The sequence below is a fragment of the Halorubrum luteum genome, assembly GCF_054652935.1.
Genome location: NZ_BAAIGT010000002.1, coordinates 633,177 through 648,214 on the forward strand (window position 1 = coordinate 633,177; position 15,038 = coordinate 648,214).

At 59.0% G+C, this 15,038-nt stretch carries 13 protein-coding genes, 1 tRNA gene and 4 pseudogenes; 7 read left to right on the forward strand and 11 right to left on the reverse strand.

Annotation, left to right across the window (positions count from 1 at the left end):
• Positions 1–95 precede the first annotated feature (95 nt).
• Positions 96–413 carry a glutaredoxin family protein gene (locus ACYQ0R_RS03110; protein ID WP_459820881.1) on the forward strand — a complete coding sequence of 106 codons (318 nt, stop codon included), beginning with the start codon at positions 96–98 and terminating at the stop codon, positions 411–413.
• Entirely contained in the window at positions 414–929 is a 516-nt protein-coding gene (locus ACYQ0R_RS03115; protein WP_459820882.1) for a redoxin domain-containing protein, read from the forward strand.
• A 74-nt stretch (positions 930–1,003) separates the two neighbouring features.
• Here ACYQ0R_RS03115 and ACYQ0R_RS03120 read toward each other — a convergent pair whose 3' ends face one another.
• The gene (locus ACYQ0R_RS03120; protein ID WP_459820883.1) at positions 1,004–1,414 is read right to left on the reverse strand and encodes an SHOCT domain-containing protein; all 411 of its coding nucleotides are present in this window, start codon (positions 1,412–1,414) and stop codon (positions 1,004–1,006) included.
• Positions 1,415–1,462: 48 nt separating this feature from the next.
• Complete coding sequence (locus ACYQ0R_RS03125; RefSeq protein WP_459820884.1) at positions 1,463–1,936, reverse strand: DUF192 domain-containing protein; 474 nt, start codon at positions 1,934–1,936, stop codon at positions 1,463–1,465.
• A 61-nt stretch (positions 1,937–1,997) separates the two neighbouring features.
• On the opposite strand from ACYQ0R_RS03125, the gene ACYQ0R_RS03130 reads away from it, so the two are divergent.
• A tRNA-Val gene (locus tag ACYQ0R_RS03130) sits at positions 1,998–2,071 on the forward strand.
• Positions 2,072–2,229: 158 nt separating this feature from the next.
• Here ACYQ0R_RS03130 and ACYQ0R_RS03135 read toward each other — a convergent pair.
• The 3 genes from ACYQ0R_RS03135 to ACYQ0R_RS03145 form a co-directional block, all read right to left on the reverse strand.
• On the reverse strand, positions 2,230–2,958 hold the full coding sequence (locus ACYQ0R_RS03135; RefSeq protein ID WP_488193306.1) for a DUF8116 family protein: 729 nt from the start codon (positions 2,956–2,958) through the stop codon (positions 2,230–2,232).
• Between the two features lie 70 nt (positions 2,959–3,028).
• Positions 3,029–3,616 carry a DUF8054 family protein gene (locus tag ACYQ0R_RS03140; protein WP_459820886.1) on the reverse strand — a complete coding sequence of 196 codons (588 nt, stop codon included), beginning with the start codon at positions 3,614–3,616 and terminating at the stop codon, positions 3,029–3,031.
• Positions 3,613–4,380: a nucleotide-binding protein gene (locus tag ACYQ0R_RS03145; RefSeq protein WP_459820887.1), complete on the reverse strand. Its 768-nt coding sequence runs from the start codon at positions 4,378–4,380 to the stop codon at positions 3,613–3,615. Before ACYQ0R_RS03145 ends, ACYQ0R_RS03140 begins: the two co-directional genes overlap by 4 nt.
• Before the next feature lie 130 nt (positions 4,381–4,510).
• Between ACYQ0R_RS03145 and ACYQ0R_RS03150 the strand changes: the two are divergent.
• Positions 4,511–4,645 (forward strand): annotated as a pseudogene (locus ACYQ0R_RS03150) (FAD-dependent oxidoreductase); the annotation flags it as partial.
• 505 nt (positions 4,646–5,150) lie between these two features.
• Here the strand turns inward: ACYQ0R_RS03150 and tnpC (ACYQ0R_RS03155) are convergent.
• From tnpC (ACYQ0R_RS03155) to tnpC (ACYQ0R_RS03165), 3 genes and pseudogenes are all read right to left on the reverse strand, one after another.
• Positions 5,151–6,605 (reverse strand): IS66 family transposase, encoded by a 1,455-nt coding sequence (gene tnpC, locus ACYQ0R_RS03155; protein WP_459820405.1) that lies wholly within the window; start codon positions 6,603–6,605, stop codon positions 5,151–5,153.
• A gap of 70 nt (positions 6,606–6,675) precedes the next feature.
• Complete coding sequence (locus tag ACYQ0R_RS03160) at positions 6,676–7,575, reverse strand: hypothetical protein (RefSeq protein WP_459820888.1); 900 nt, start codon at positions 7,573–7,575, stop codon at positions 6,676–6,678.
• Positions 7,556–8,317: pseudogene (tnpC, locus tag ACYQ0R_RS03165) on the reverse strand (IS66 family transposase); the annotation flags it as partial. The gene ACYQ0R_RS03160 and the pseudogene tnpC (ACYQ0R_RS03165), both read right to left, overlap by 20 nt.
• 47 nt (positions 8,318–8,364) lie before the next feature.
• On the opposite strand from tnpC (ACYQ0R_RS03165), the gene ACYQ0R_RS03170 reads away from it, so the two are divergent.
• Complete coding sequence (locus ACYQ0R_RS03170; protein WP_459820755.1) at positions 8,365–9,510, forward strand: ISH3 family transposase; 1,146 nt, start codon at positions 8,365–8,367, stop codon at positions 9,508–9,510.
• A 163-nt stretch (positions 9,511–9,673) separates the two neighbouring features.
• Here the strand turns inward: ACYQ0R_RS03170 and ACYQ0R_RS03175 are convergent.
• Positions 9,674–9,904 (reverse strand): annotated as a pseudogene (locus tag ACYQ0R_RS03175) (IS66 family transposase); the annotation flags it as partial.
• Between the two features lie 79 nt (positions 9,905–9,983).
• Between ACYQ0R_RS03175 and ACYQ0R_RS03180 the strand changes: the two are divergent.
• Positions 9,984–11,324 (forward strand): ISH6 family transposase, encoded by a 1,341-nt coding sequence (locus tag ACYQ0R_RS03180; RefSeq protein ID WP_459820889.1) that lies wholly within the window; start codon positions 9,984–9,986, stop codon positions 11,322–11,324.
• Between the two features lie 18 nt (positions 11,325–11,342).
• On the opposite strand, the pseudogene tnpC (ACYQ0R_RS03185) reads toward ACYQ0R_RS03180, so the two are convergent.
• Positions 11,343–12,281: pseudogene (gene tnpC, locus ACYQ0R_RS03185) on the reverse strand (IS66 family transposase); the annotation flags it as partial.
• Positions 12,282–12,504: 223 nt separating this feature from the next.
• On the opposite strand from tnpC (ACYQ0R_RS03185), the gene ACYQ0R_RS03190 reads away from it, so the two are divergent.
• The gene (locus ACYQ0R_RS03190) at positions 12,505–13,320 is read left to right on the forward strand and encodes an IS5 family transposase (protein WP_459820819.1); all 816 of its coding nucleotides are present in this window, start codon (positions 12,505–12,507) and stop codon (positions 13,318–13,320) included.
• 573 nt (positions 13,321–13,893) lie between these two features.
• On the opposite strand, the gene ACYQ0R_RS03195 is transcribed toward ACYQ0R_RS03190, so the two are convergent.
• Positions 13,894–14,915, reverse strand: a protein-coding gene (locus ACYQ0R_RS03195; protein ID WP_459820890.1) for an IS630-like element ISNagr2 family transposase whose coding sequence is annotated in 2 segments (ribosomal slippage) — positions 13,894–14,411 and positions 14,411–14,915 — 1,023 coding nt in all. Because the reading frame shifts where the segments join, the coding sequence is not laid out codon by codon here.
• Between the last annotated feature and the right edge of the window lie 123 nt (positions 14,916–15,038).

Here is a 15,038-nt window from a genome sequence, read left to right on the forward strand (position 1 = left end):
CGCGTCGAAGCGCATCCGTTCCGCCCCGACTCGCGACCACGATGTCGATAGGCGCCGTCGACACGGTTACACCGCTGGGGGTTCCAAGGGAAGTCATGCCGGAGCCAGCGATCACTCTGTATCGACTGCAGGCGTGTCCGTACTGTGAGCGAGTCGTCCGCACGCTCGATCGACTCGGACTCGCGTATCAGTCGCGGTACGTCGAGCCGATGCACTCGGAGCGGAACGTCGTCAAGCGGATCTCCGGGAAGCGGAGCGTCCCGGCGATCGTCGATCGGGAGACGGGCGTGACGATGTCGGAGAGCGCCAACATCGTCGAGTATCTGGAGCGTACGTACGAAGACGCAGTGCACGCCACCGACGGCGGAGCTGCGGTTCGAGCGACCGACGAAACCATCGAGGGGGAGTCGTAGATGCCCGACTTCGACGTCGTGACGCTGCCGGAGACGGAACACCTCGAACCGGGCGACCCTGCACCGGAGTTCACCCGTCCGCTTGTCGGGCCGGAGTTCTGGGAGGACCGGTCGCTGTCCGACGCCGTCGACGGGCCGTCGCTGCTCGTCTTCCACCCGATGGACGGGGCGTTCCAGACGACGTACCTGTACAACGAGATCGACGACCGAGGCTGGGCGGACGACGTCGCGGTGTTCGGCGTCTCGATCTCCTCACCGTACGAGCACAAGCGCCTCCTCGCCGAGCGCGGCGAGGGCGTGCGAGCGTTTTCCGACCCCAGCGCCGAGGTGATCCGCGAGTACGGAGTCGACCACGACATCGATGGCATGGCCGGGATCACGGAGGCGCGGCCCGCGCTGTTCCTCCTCGATGCCGATCGAACCGTGACGTACGCGTGGATCGCGGGTGAGCATCCCGAGTTTCCGGAGTACGACGCCGTTGATTCGGCCATCGCGGCGCTCGTGGATAGCTCATAAACGCGCGATGATTCGAGTGCAGTAGCGGAAAACGTCCCTCCGCCACCCACCGCTGGGCGCACTTCGAATACTCGTCACTCCCGGAGCCGCTCCAACTCCCGGCGAACGTTCTCCCGGACGCGTTCGCCGACGTCCGACTCGGCCGGGGCGGTCTCCGCGTCCTCGGTTTCGAGGAGGCGGTCGAGCTTTCGCTCGAACTCCGTCTCGTCGATCTCGCCGCGCGCGTAGCGCTCGCGGAGGGCGTCGAGCGCGGTGTCTTCGGGGCGATCGGCCGCTGCGTCGTCGTCGGCGTCCGGCAGAGGTTTCGCGAGCGTGTGGAACAGCGGGAGGATGATGAACAGCCCCAGAAACCAGACGAGCGGCAGCGTCCACCAGAGACCGGTGAGAAACGGGGCGAGAACGCCAGCGCCGATAACGAGGAGGGCGAACACCCGCCGCCACCGATGACGGAGGTTCCAGAACACACGAGCAGGGAGGCTCCGCATACGCGTGTGGATGCGAGCGACCCCCGAAAGCGTTTCGTCGCGCCGCGGTCAGGGAAGCTCGAACTCGATCCGGTCGCCGACGTCGACGTCGTTTGCGGCGCTCCAGCCGTACGGGACTTCGAGCACGTACTGGCCGTGACCCTCGTACGTCGTTAGCGGTCGAGACTCCGGTTCCGCCTCGTGGATCCGTGTTATCTCGCCGTTGGATTCGACGAACAGGATGTCGATCGCGAACGCCATATCGCGCATCACGTAGCCGTACTCGCCGGGCTCGTCGTGGACGAACAGCATTCCCTCGTTCTCGTCGAGCGCCTCGGTGGCCGAGAGGCCGACGTAACGCTTCGTGAAGCTATCGGCGATCCGGACCTCGGCGGTCGCGAGCCGGTCACCGGTGTCGCCGTCGACCGCCTCGACCGTGGTCGTGTCGTAGCCCGTGATCAACAGCGCTGGGTTCGCGTACACGGCGGCGACAGCCAGTGCGACGGCCAGCAGCGCGACGAGCGCGAGACGGCGGCGAGTCACGGACGACCTTGGCGGCCGAGAAGGAAACCGTTTTCCGCTCGCAGCGGGTTCAGTCGGGTGAGGGCTCGTGGTCTAGCTGGTTATGACGCGGCCTTTACAAGGCTGAGATCGGTGGTTCGACTCCGCCCGAGCCCATTCCTGTGGCGAACCGAACGGTGAGCCGCAGGGATGGAGCGGGGTCGAATCAGGGAGCGGGAGGTGAGCGAGCATGGCGAGCGAACGGGAGCGACCGTGGTTCGACTCCGCCCGAGCCCATTCCTGTGGCGAACCGAACGGTGAGCCGCAGGCGTCACCTATCGGGCATCCTCGAGCCGCTCACGCTCCGCTCGGAGGATCCGCTCCCAGAGTCCGAACAGCGAACTGGACAGTCCGTACGCTCCGTCGACATCGCGTACCCATTCGTCGTCGGTGAACAGCAGTCGCTGGAACTCTCGGACGTCGTCCGAAAGCCGGCCACGGTCTCCGGCGTAGTAGCCGAGCGACTCGCGGCGGGTTCGCTCGACGAGCGCGCTCGGCACGTCGATGCCGTCCGCGGCGGCGACGTGGACGAACCACTCCACGTGCAACAGTGCGTCGGCGAGTAGGAATCGATCACGGAATCCGGAGACACGGTCGAGCGCCGGCCGACCGTCGACCGAGACGTCACGGGGACGCGAGAACCGCGGCGCGGTGACGGTGACGTCGGCTGCGGACGCCACCTCGCGAGCGACGCGGCGAAGTCGCCACTCGCCGTAGCGAATCGGCGGGAGCAGCGACAGCTCGTACCACAGCGGCATCCACTCGCAGTACGGCTCCGAGAACGCGCCGTCGGCCAGCAGCGTGGCCGCCACGGAACGGGCTTCGGACGGCGACAGCGACGACGGCGCCTCGCGGAGCCGGCTCGCGGTCGCTTTGCCGTCGACCGCGTCAACTCCGTCGAACTCCATGCCATCGGCGACGCGGCGGGTGTACGCTCGGCTCGCGACGTACCAGTCGGCGAACGATCCGGGTGTGGTCAGACGGAGCAGACGAAGGACGGTGATACGTGGCGTACGGACCGCGTCGACAAAACCGGTTCGGCGGGCGGAGTCCGGCCGCTCGACCCACCGTCAGCTACCCACCGGGCTCGCCGGTGGCGTCAAGCGCGTCGTCGAATCCCCACTCCTCGGCTCGCGAGCGGGCCTCCTCACGAGCCTGCTCGCGGATCGCCTCGATCCGATCGTCGTCGTCGAGAAACGCGGCTACGGCGTCGGCGTCGTCCGTGTCGTCTTCGGTGAGCCGCTCGTCCGGAGCTGCGGCTCGTGTGCGCTCGGCGAGCTCGGGGTCGTCAGCCAGTTCGGTCGCGACGCTACCGGGTGCAACGCGAAGCGGGTCCGCTTCGTGCGCGGGTTCGAGGTCGGCCGGAGCGACGTCGTACAGCTCGACGCGGTACGGTCCGGGGACGGCAAGCTCGGCCAACGCATCCCCGCCGCCGTTGTCAGTGACGGTGTTGTACGCGAGCACGGGCACGCCGGCCTCGAACGTGATCACACCGCGGATATCACCGGCGAGAAGCAGCGTTTCCTGCGGGATGATCGTCGCGTACCCGGTGAGGTCGCGGTCGAGCGCGGTCGATAGCGGCGTCCCGAGATCGGAGACGACCCGGGAGCGAAGCAGCTCGCCGCGGGGGATATGCAGCTCCGCGTCCGATGCGGCCGTCATGGCGTGTCGGGAACGACGGCGCTTTTGAACCGATCCGCGACGGCGTCACCGTCGCCGTCACGCACGTCGAGCCGGTCGGCTGCCTGCCGATACGCGACCGCAGCGTCGCTCTCCGGTGCGTGCACGAGGAGGGGTTCGCCGGCTCGTCGCGCCGATCTGGCGGCGTCGCTGTCCGGAATCTGTGCGAGCACCGGACCGCCGAAGTGGCGCGTGGCCTGATCGGCGACGTCGCGCGCGTTCTCGCGGACTTTGTTGAACAGCACGCCGGCGGTCTCAGTACCGTATGACCGCGCGTACTCCTGTACCTTGAGCCCGTCCGACAGTGCGGGGATCGTCGGCTCGACGACGATCACGGTGCGGTCGGCGAGCACGACCGGAAGGACGGCGGACTTCGAGCCGAGTGCGGCGGGCGAGTCAAGCAGGAGGACGTCGGCGTCGGCGGCGAGTTCGGCGACGACGTCACGAAGTCGAGCGGGATCGGCCGCCTCGAACGCCGCCAGCGACGTGCCGCACGGAACGACGGCCATTCCGAACCGGTCGTACGTCGCCTCGGAGACGTCCGTCGCCGTACCGTCGACGAGGAGGTCGTGGAGGGTTACTGCGGCGTCGTCGAGGCCGGCGTGAAAGAGCAGGTTCGCCATTCCCGTGTCGGCGTCGACGACCGTGACGTCGTAGTCGGTGGACAGCGCCATCCCGAGCGCGAGCGTGCTCGTCGTCTTGCCCGTCCCGCCTTTGCCGCTGGCGACCGCAAACGCCTCGACCATATCACCTCTCGACGGCTCTACCTGTTAAGGATTCCCGTCCGGTCGCTGATGCGTATCGAGCCACGCGGATCAGGGGGTGACGCGTCCGTTACTCCCGAGTATTTCGCGGTGGAACACGTCCGATCGATCGATGAGCGACACCAACGCAGATGTCATCGTCGTGGGCGGTGGCCCCGCGGGATTGAGCGCGGCACTCTTCACTGAAAAGAACGGACTTGACACCCTCCTCTTCGATACGGACTCGACATGGATGCACAAAGCGCATTTTGGTTTGCTTTAACGTTCAATAAGTAATTACCCCGATTCTGTTTGACTCAAAAACACAAAACAACCCTTTGGGACCACAATACAGGATAACTTGTTAATCTCAACTCATGGGACCACACTATCACTAACCCCAAAATCGCATGAAGGGACGGGGATTTAGATTAATCCACTCTTTATTTAGTGAAAAATATACTATCTACAAGGAGATAAAGCATATGCAAATTAGTATGAAAGATGCTTACGGAGTTTAATTGGTGTATCAAAGTCAGAAAGGGATCGGGGGTTATCCTATCCGAACCGGGATCTACTCTCTCGAAGGGGTAGGGGGTTGATGGGTGGGATGGGTATCAGCATGACTCTCCCTTTGACTGAACCCCTGAATCACGTCACAATCTAATCTATCCGGGTATAGTCTATCCTATGAGGGTCTTTTGTGTCCTAAGTGGTTTGGGTGTAGTTGGATAGCAAGACAAAGATACACCGCACAGTGATGCCTCTCGTCCTTACCGAAGTTCTCTCCCACCCAGAATTGACTGGAGCTGTTCAGGTGGATCAAGTCCTCGTCGTTTCCACGTCGCCAACATCGTTGTTATTGTCTCGTGAATCTGGACCCCTTCTGCCGAACGCAGGGTCCGAAACATCTTCCGAAGGACTACTTGCTCGCGCAGAGCCCGCTCTGCGCGATTATTCGTTGAATCAACACCCCGTTCGGTCACGAACGTCAGCCAGTGACCCAAGCCATTGCTGATCTTCTTGATCAGCTGCTGAACCTCTTGGGCCTCGTAACCTTCCCTCACCAGGCCCTCCAAGTGTAAGGATGCTTCCGCCCGCTTCTGCTCGCGGGCGGAAGCGGACGGATCTCCTTCGACGAACGTCGTTAGATCGTCGTGGAGTGCGTGCAACTCTTCAGACAGCCGCTCTGCTTCCTCGTACCGTTCAGCGACGTACTCAGCCTCCCGCAACAGGTGCGCCCAGCACCGCTGCAGTTTCGTGTGATAACTCGAATACGCCGACCAGCCGTCACAACTGAGCGTCGAGTCCTCGGCGAATTCCTCGCCGAGGACGTCTTCTAAGACTCCACTTCCTCGGCTTTCATCAACCCAAAACAGCACTTCGTCATCAGTGACGAACGTCCACGCCCAGTGTTGTTCTCCATCGACCGGAAAGCCTGTTTCATCGCAGTAGACGACCTCACTCTCCCGAATCTTCTCTTTGACATCCTCGTAAGCGGGTCGCAGACCGGCTGCGACCCGCTTAGTCAAGTTGTAGATCGTCCGGTGAGAGATCGGAAGGTCGAAGTCCCAGTCAAACAGCTCGGCCTGTTTCCGGTTCGGCAGTCGTTGATGGAACCGACCGAGAGCGGTTTGGGCCATGATATTTGGCCCAAACCGCCCCTTTTCGGGACAGTCAGGATGCTCAGCAACAACCTCGTTACCACAAGAACAGTGGTGTTTACCGAGCTTGTACTCGGTAACAGTGGTTGGAACAGGAAGCGGTACGTCAATAATAGTCCGTGAAACGTAGCTATCAGGGCTAGAGAGGATTTGCTCACAGTCTGGACAGAATCCCTGATCAACGAGGATCGTCTCTTCTGGTTCAGGTGCTGTTCGAGTTGTTCCCTCGTGACCTTCGCTGCGTCCAGGCGATGAGTCGCTGGCGGCGTCAGAGTCGCCGCCAGCGTCGTCTTCATCAGGTTCTTGGTCTTCGTCCTCGGTTTGGTCGTCATCGCCTGATGAATTAGCCGCACCACCCTGTCTACTGGGTGGTGTGTTTGGATTTTCGTACTGCTTGAGGCGAGCCTCAAGCTGTTCGATCTTCTGTTGTTGTGCAGTAATCTGGCGTCGCAGCAGCTGGTTCTCAAGCTTCTTGACTACGAGCTGCTGGCGGAGTAGCGAACTGTCGTCGGTGCGGATCACGGAATCTGTCGATTCCGTTGATCCGCGACTCCCCAGCGACACAGTAATTCAGCAGTAGTGAACGATCTATGAGACTGCTACGAAATCGTCTCGACATGGAACTGCTATCCAACTACGCTGCCGGTGTCTCGCCAGCGTTTTCTAACGACTTCTCAAAATTTCCTTGTCCGATCGGTGCGTACAGCAGCATCGCGAGCGCTTCCCAAGAACTCGTCTCTTCTCTCACCTCTTTGAATCGCTCAACAATACGGGAAACATCATCACCTACGTCCACCTCGTGCTCGATTCCCGGCATTTCATTGACTGCTTCTCTATTGAGTTCACGGATTCGCAGTCTCCACCTGTTCTCCTTCTCATCAGAAAGATATGGTTGACACGTTGCGACAGCTCTTTCTAAAATATCTGCTTTCAGAAGGCTTTGCGCCGAGTTTTTCTGCTCTAATTCGTTCTCAAACGACTCAATCATCTGTACCTGCTCGTCGGAAATATCCTTATCCAAGTGGCTCTTGATAGTGATTTGGTATTCGAGATAGTCGCGTTCAGTCATGTACCTCTTATTTTCTCTCAAATGCTGCGCCCGATCTTCCACAAGCTGCAGCAAGGATTGGATGGAGACGTCATCCATTTTATCAAGGTGCTCAAGCATTTTCCGTACGTGGGTTCCAAGTTGACCAAGGTGTACATCAGACTCCCCTAGAAAATTCGAGTTCAGAAAGTCGAGAACATCCTCAAACTGGTCTGCAGGATCGAATCCGCCCAGCTCTTCACGAAACTCAATCGATTTCAACAGGGAGTAACTGGCTACACTGTTCCAGTTCTCTTCCAGAGACAACTCGTATAGATCGTCCAAGGCATCCAATGCAGAACTCATACCGGACTCAAATTCCTGATGACCAGACTCTTCCCAAACAGCAAACGACTCGATCAAACGGTAAATCGGATGTAGTTGGATAGCAAGACAAAGATACACCGCACAGTGATGCCTCTCGTCCTTACCGAAGTTCTCTCCCACCCAGAATTGACTGGAGCTGTTCAGGTGGATCAAGTCCTCGTCGTTTCCACGTCGCCAACATCGTTGTTATTGTCTCGTGAATCTGGACCCCTTCTGCCGAACGCAGGGTCCGAAACATCTTCCGAAGGACTACTTGCTCGCGCAGAGCCCGCTCTGCGCGATTATTCGTTGAATCAACACCCCGTTCGGTCACGAACGTCAGCCAGTGACCCAAGCCATTGCTGATCTTCTTGATCAGCTGCTGAACCTCTTGGGCCTCGTAACCTTCCCTCACCAGGCCCTCCAAGTGTAAGGATGCTTCCGCCCGCTTCTGCTCGCGGGCGGAAGCGGACGGATCTCCTTCGACGAACGTCGTTAGATCGTCGTGGAGTGCGTGCAACTCTTCAGACAGCCGCTCTGCTTCCTCGTACCGTTCAGCGACGTACTCAGCCTCCCGCAACAGGTGCGCCCAGCACCGCTGCAGTTTCGTGTGATAACTCGAATACGCCGACCAGCCGTCACAACTGAGCGTCGAGTCCTCGGCGAATTCCTCGCCGAGGACGTCTTCTAAGACTCCACTTCCTCGGCTTTCATCAACCCAAAACAGCACTTCGTCATCAGTGACGAACGTCCACGCCCAGTGTTGTTCTCCATCGACCGGAAAGCCTGTTTCATCGCAGTAGACGACCTCACTCTCCCGAATCTTCTCTTTGACATCCTCGTAAGCGGGTCGCAGACCGGCTGCGACCCGCTTAGTCAAGTTCAGTCGATCACATCGGATTTGAGTGAAAGTGTCTGCTTGGCAAAAGTGTGAAACCTACCGAAGCAGACAGCGAGATAGAGGAAGAGCACCTGCTTAATTTTGTCGTCAACAGCCTTGACGAAGAGCTTGCGATAGATCTCGGTGAGGACATCGAGGTCACGACAGAGACGTTGTACGAGGTCCTCGCCGGCGCCAGCGCCGGCGGGACCTCAATCAACCACGTCTGCGAAACGACCGACGACTCGCCACACGCCAACACCGTCCGGGGACATCTCACTGAGCAGTTTGAGCTTGACTCGGTTGAGGCGGTTGGAGACACGCTCCTACAACGAGATGCCCTCGAGACACTCCCGGATCGACCGGTGGAGGTCTGCGTAGACCTCCACCTTGATCCCTACTACGGTGACGAGGACGAGACGGAGGCGCTGTACTTCTCGCAAGCGAAACGAGGAACAACTGCGTTTCACGCCTATGCGACACTGTACGCGCGGGTACGTAACAAGCGCTACACGCTGGCGGTTCGCCAGCTGGTCGCTGGCGATACCACCAGCGATGTCCTCGCTGAGTTTCTCGAACTGCTCGACGGCCTTGACCTCGGCGTCAAGGCCGTCTACCTTGATCGCGGCTTCTACAACAGCACCTGTCTCGGGCTGCTGTACGCGCACAACTACGCCTACGTTATGCCGATCGTCAAGTGGGGCGAGACGATTCAAGACGAACTCAGCAGAGGTTGGAGCCGCGAGATCGAACACGATCTCGCTGGCAAGGTAACGTTTCCCGTGTTCATCGATTGTGTGTACCAGCAGGGGCGGTACGATGAACACGGAGTGGCGCGTCACGGCTACGCCGCTGACGCGCCGTTCATCGACACGCCACGCGATGCCCGAGAACACTACAGCAAGCGTTTCGGCATCGAATCGAGCTATCGGTTAGCCAAACAGAGCCTCGCGTTCACCAGTTCTCAAGACGCTGGCCTGCGGCTGGTGATGTTTGTGGTGAGCCTGCTGTTCCAGAACAGTTGGCGGTATCTCCACTGGAAGTACGTGGCGTCGCCCCGCCGAGGGGGGCGACGCCTCTGGGACTGGTCGTTCACGGAGTTCTGTGAAATGGTACTGCGGGCCGCTTGGACAGCTCTAGGTGTCCGCAGGGCTGTCCCAGCGAATCAACCACTCGACGACCGGTTCTTCCGGTAGCTGTCCACCAATCCGGACAGCGGTCGTGAGTGGCGACGCTGTCGCGTCGGCGGCGATCTGCCGCCGACAGCGACTGACTAACGCCTCGACAGCCGAGCAACGCCAGAATTCAGCCGCTCCATCCTTCCGAAGACTATCGAGGGGCCGAGGACAACGATTTAGCGGCTACTGGACGGAGTCGTGGGCCTTCTGATGTGATCGACTGAAGCCCGTTCTGGCATGATCGGTGCATCTGTGCTCTCTCACGAGGACTCGGGTCGGTCTCCAGCCACGACTGGAGACCGACAAACATCTGTTTGAGATACCGGTGAACCGGCTCTGCCTCCTCGTGGTCATTAGCAGCGTCTTCGGCTTCCCGGAGAAGATGTGCCCAGCACCGCTGTAAATTACTGGTCGTGTCCCAAACTCGTCTAGAGTCGTAACTGACTCCTGTGGAAACAGGGTCACCTCTGGTACCTACCCCGAAGTGACCCATGCACGCCACAATCGACGCGCAAGTCACGGTTAGTATCGACTTAGACAAAACGCTACCGCTTGCCACTCTCGCTGAATCTTTCACAGAGCTTCACCTCGAGGCGACGATCCTCGAGGAGCTTGTCAAAAGCCTCGACGAGCGCCTCGTCGAGGCGTACTGTGGGGAGAAGCACGCGCGCGGAAACGGCGATCGCCGTTTCCAGCGCGCCGGAACCTCAACACGAACAGCTGTGACAACCGCAGGAGAGCACGAATTCACCCTTCATCACGTCAAAGATACCGCTGCCACCGGTGACAATCCTACCTACTTCCGCCCTCTCGAAGATCTCATCAAATTCGACGGGCAGCGCATCTATCAAGAGGATATTTCACTCCAGAGTACCGAACTCGCTACGTCGCTCAGCTTTCATGATGCCGTCGCCCACGGCGACGGCTTCACTCCGATGCCTTCGAGAACGACGATCAACCGCCGAGTCCGTGAGTACGGCAGCAAACTCGGAGACTTCGTTCGTGATCGGCTTCCTGGGACGAATGCAGACACTATCGTTCCTGACGGAACGAAGTGTCATAGCCAGGACGATCACTGCACGTACCACGACGTCAACGTCACTCTCGGACAGATCACCGAAGACAACGCGGAAACCACGCTCTTAGACGTCAATGTCAACGAGCCGTGGGACGATACAGCAGAAGATCTCGAAGAGAACGAGGCGATCACTGACGACGCGACGGTCGTCAGTGACGCCGAGGAATCCCTCGTCGACGCCTTCGAGACCAGCTATCGATCTCATCAGCTCGATCTCGTTCATGTCGGTCGAACGCTTGGATACAAGCTGTGGAAGGACGGTACCTTTTCGCTCGAAACGCGGAAAGCGATCGCCTCAGACGTCACAAACGACTTGTTCCATCTGAAGAACTCGGTTGCGCTCCATGCACCGAGGAATGAGTGTTTGGCGATCCGCGAGCGGATCGACCAAACACTCGAGAACCTCACGAAGGAGGCGTGGCGCTTAGAGCAACAGGACTCTCCAAAAGCAGCGGCGTACCTCCGAAAATGGGCAGAAGCAACAGTCACGTTCGCCGAACTCGCACTCGAGGGACAAGAGGTTCTGTGGACGTCGAACGTGGTCGAACGAGCCATGGGCGAAATCTCGAAGCGGTGTAAAAACCAGTGGATGAGATGGACAGAGTCCGGCTTAGAATCGCTCCTCTGGCTCAATCTCGTGAGATATGCCGATTCCGAGCAGTTCGCGGCGTTCGCCGACGAACTGCTCGAGCGTTCAGCCAAAACAGCCATGACATTGGAGGTGTCAGTTGACGCTACCAGAGGCGAACTCTAGACGAGTTTGTGACGGGACCAAATTACTGCTGAACGCTGGATATGCCGTCCACCCATCGCAGATGACCGTTCCCGCGAAGTCCTCGCCGAGGACTTCCGCGGGAACATCACTCCCACGACTCTCTCTAACGGCGTATAGCGTGTGTTCGCTCGTTCGAAACGTCCAGATCCACGCTTGCTCACCCTCACGTTTGATACCGGTTTCGTCGACGTGAACGATCTCTGCTTGCTGAATCTGTCTTCGAATCTGTTCGTATTCGCAGCGACCGGCGCGCGCAGCGCGCTCGGTCGCGTGCCACGCGGACGCACCCGAGAGTTCTAATCCATGCAGTTGCTCGAAGCGATCAGCTATTTTCCGGTATGGAAGGCGGTGATCGTACCGAGAAAGTGCTGCTTGAGCGATGACGTTCACCCCGAACTGCCCCTCATCGGGGCAGTCGGGGTGTGTAGCAACGGTTTCTGTTCCACAAGAGTCGCACTGGTAGCAGTGGCGGTTGTACTGGGTGACTTCAGGAGGCTGCGGATCAGGAACCTCCTCGACGAGTCGGGGGCTGACGCCCACCGACTCGTCGAAGTGGTCGCCACACTCGGGACAACAGTCACGGGTGACTTCGATCTCTTTGTCGGGGTCAGCTGTTACACGCCACTCTGGATCATGACCGTCCTTCCGTCCGGGAGTGCCGCCGTCGGTTCGAACATTCTCGTCTTCGTCGTCCTGCGAGGTCGGGGACTCGTCAGTCCCCGACCGTCGCTTACTGGGCGGTGTATGCGGATTTTCGTATTTGCGAAGACGTGTTTCGAGTTCATCTATCCGCTCGTCCTTCTGGTCAAGTTGCTCTTGCAACTGATCGATCTTCTTGTCCTTCCACTTGTTTTCTTGCTCAAGTTCTTCGACCCGCTGCTCAAGCTGAAGCAATCGAGAAAAGAGCTCTTCTTTGGTGAAATCGTCTGCGTTCATAGACTCCACCAACCAGGTATGACAGCAGAGGCAACGGGATGGGCTCCGCAGCGGAGCCCATCCCTGAGAGTCGTATCCGATGTCTGCTGCCTGTTCATATCGCGTCCGTTGAACGCTTCCTACGAGACAGTATGCCTTGTTGCGGGTCCGATCAGCGGACTGTGCAGTCGGTCTGCGAGTGATTTCGTGAAATTGACGGAGGAATTGGACGCTGTCTTGCGGTATGAGGTCGAAACGACCGCTGGTGAAGAAGTGTAAGCACCTTGCTAAACAGCACGCTGATAACCCAGACGAACCCGCTGCGCCGGACGGCGACAGCGGGTTCGCCGAGTGGGTTCAGATCGCCTTGATTCTCATGCACGCTGAACTCGACAAAAGCTTCCGCGAGACCGAAGCGTGGTTTAACGATTCTCTCGCCATCCGTGAGGAACTGAATCTCGAAGCCTCGCCAGACCATACGACCCTCTGTCGCTGGGAGAAAGAGTACCAGATGCGTGAACTCCGCCGCCTGCTCCGCGCTTCGGCGGAGCAGGCGGGCTGGAGCGGTGAAGCTGCAATCGACGCCAGTGGCTTCCAACGCGATCAGACCAGCTACCACTACCGCGACCGCGCGAACTACTCGTTCCAGTCGATGAAGACGACGATCTTGATCGACGTGAACTCACTAGCGATCAAAGACGTTCATTTCACCACGCAGAAGGCGTGGGACGGCCATATCGGGATGCAGGTCTTCCGCCGGAACGCGGAAGACCTGCGGGTCCTGTCCGCTGATGCGAACTACTCGTGGGGTGAGCTCCGCGAGGAGTGTCGCTCCAACTCGACGCGACCGTTGATCAAACACAGAGAGCAGACACCGCTTCAGAAGGCTCACAACGCCCGGATGAACGAGGACTACAACCAGCGGTGGATGAGTGAAACGGGCTTCTCGCAGTTGAAGGAAGACGACGGCGAGAAACTACGCTCCCGGACTTGGCACGGCCAGTTCCGGGAGCTCACGCGGAAGTGCATCGTGCATAACCTCACGCAGGCGGCGAGTTAGGGCTCGCCGCCTGCTCCCCTTCTCCGGACGTATCCGGGAGAGGTATCGCCGTCGTCATCAGAACAAGATCGCTAGCTACCATAGTTCTGACTCTTCGACAGCCACCTTTAGCCACCGCTACTGCATCTTCTGTATCCAGAATACCGCTTCTAACGCCATGGCTCGCCGAATTACTGACCCCGCCCCTATGCCGTCTTGCGATCAACAGGACAAGACAGTACCGAAATCAGCTCGGGCTAAACACATACAATCTCGGAATTGTACTTGAGAAGCACCAGCTAGTAGTATTAGTTCTTAGCACGTGCTACCGAAACCTTTTATCGAATGGTTCTACTACTACTAATTGGTAGAGCGTCGGAGCCCGAGTGTGGACTCGGTGCCCGACTTCTTACAGGGCGATACCTAGTGCGATAGCGACCGCTGTGCTGAGGATTGCTGTGGCCCGTGGATCTGTTGCCACCTCGAGTTGGAGCGAAAGTTTGACCTGATGCGGCCAGGATGTGCTCTCGGCCGCGCCCTCTCGGCATTCGCGGTCACTGTGTTCGTTTTCGGCAGACATGTTTGTGTTCATACTCAAGGACATAAGTACGTAAAGACATTCGGCGGTTCGATGTCGTCAAGCGCGGTCAGTGCAGCCTCCTGAAGTTCATCCAGCGTGTTGAACAAGCGGTTGCCGAGTGCTTGATTGAGTCGTCGCCAGCACTCTTCCACGGGGTTCAGCTCTGGTGAACCCCGTGGAAGGTAACACAGTTCGATCGGAGTTCCTTCGGCGAATTCCTGCACCTTGTTCGCCGTAAAATAGGAGGCATTATCTAAGACAACGCAGATTTTCTCGCCGAACTCGGTTTGGAGAGCGTCGAGCAACCGGATTGTGGTGTCGCTGTTGAAATTCTCCTCACACGGGAGAAAGAACGTCTCGTCGCTATCGCTGACTGCCCCGAGGAGTTTGATGCTGTCCCACGCGCCCGTCACCGGGAGTGACGGGCGCTCCCCTTCTGGAAACCACGCGTAGATCAGCGTCGAGAGAATCTGTCGCGTCTGATCGATGGTCAGGATCGTGTATTCATCGTCCAAGTTGTCGCGCTTTTTTTGAACCCTTCCTCCCAGGCCTCTTGGGCTCGTTCGTCGGACTTGTGGAACTCCGGCCGGGCTGTCTTCCAGGACAGCCCGGCCTCGGACATCAGTCGTCGGACGTGACGTTCGCAGTACTCAACACCGAATTCTTCGGAGAGATAGTGACGCGCTAGTGAAACAGACCACGCGGGCGCGTCGTATCCAACGTCTTCGGGAGACTCGTGAAGTACCTCAACAAACTGCTCGTGCTCGTCGTCAGAGAGTTTGGATGGTCTGCCCTCTCGTGGTTTGTCGTAGACGACCTCCTCGAACGGCTCGTCGGCGAGCCGTTCGAGTCGATTGAACCATTTCGAGGCCCAACTGCTGGAAAATCCATAGAGTGCGGCGGCTTCTGCTTGCGTTAGATCTTCTATCTCTTTGTAGGTGATCGCGGCCATGAGCCGCTTTGTTGCATCGGCATCATCGACCTCCGCCAAGATCTGGCGGAGGTCTTCGACAGAGACGTTCTCCAACGTCGCCATACTATTCCCCCGCATCTAGAGATACATGAAGTTTTAGCCATCAGTATCAGTAGCCGGTCGGAGAACGGGACCGAAGTGGTAGAGCGCCGGAGCCCGTTCTGAACCAGGCTACGGATTTCGATA

What these genes read in the sequence shown, in the direction of transcription:
- ACYQ0R_RS03115 (WP_459820882.1), top strand. Translation starts at nt 414, where the DNA reads ATGCCCGACTTCGACGTCGTGACGCTGCCGGAGACGGAACACCTCGAA.
- ACYQ0R_RS03140 (WP_459820886.1), bottom strand. Translation starts at nt 3,616, where the DNA reads ATGACGGCCGCATCGGACGCGGAGCTGCATATCCCCCGCGGCGAGCTG.
- ACYQ0R_RS03145 (WP_459820887.1), bottom strand. Translation starts at nt 4,380, where the DNA reads ATGGTCGAGGCGTTTGCGGTCGCCAGCGGCAAAGGCGGGACGGGCAAG.
- ACYQ0R_RS03180 (WP_459820889.1), top strand. Translation starts at nt 9,984, where the DNA reads ATGCACGCCACAATCGACGCGCAAGTCACGGTTAGTATCGACTTAGAC.
- ACYQ0R_RS03190 (WP_459820819.1), top strand. Translation starts at nt 12,505, where the DNA reads ATGAGGTCGAAACGACCGCTGGTGAAGAAGTGTAAGCACCTTGCTAAA.
- ACYQ0R_RS03120 (WP_459820883.1), bottom strand. Translation starts at nt 1,414, where the DNA reads ATGCGGAGCCTCCCTGCTCGTGTGTTCTGGAACCTCCGTCATCGGTGG.
- ACYQ0R_RS03110 (WP_459820881.1), top strand. Translation starts at nt 96, where the DNA reads ATGCCGGAGCCAGCGATCACTCTGTATCGACTGCAGGCGTGTCCGTAC.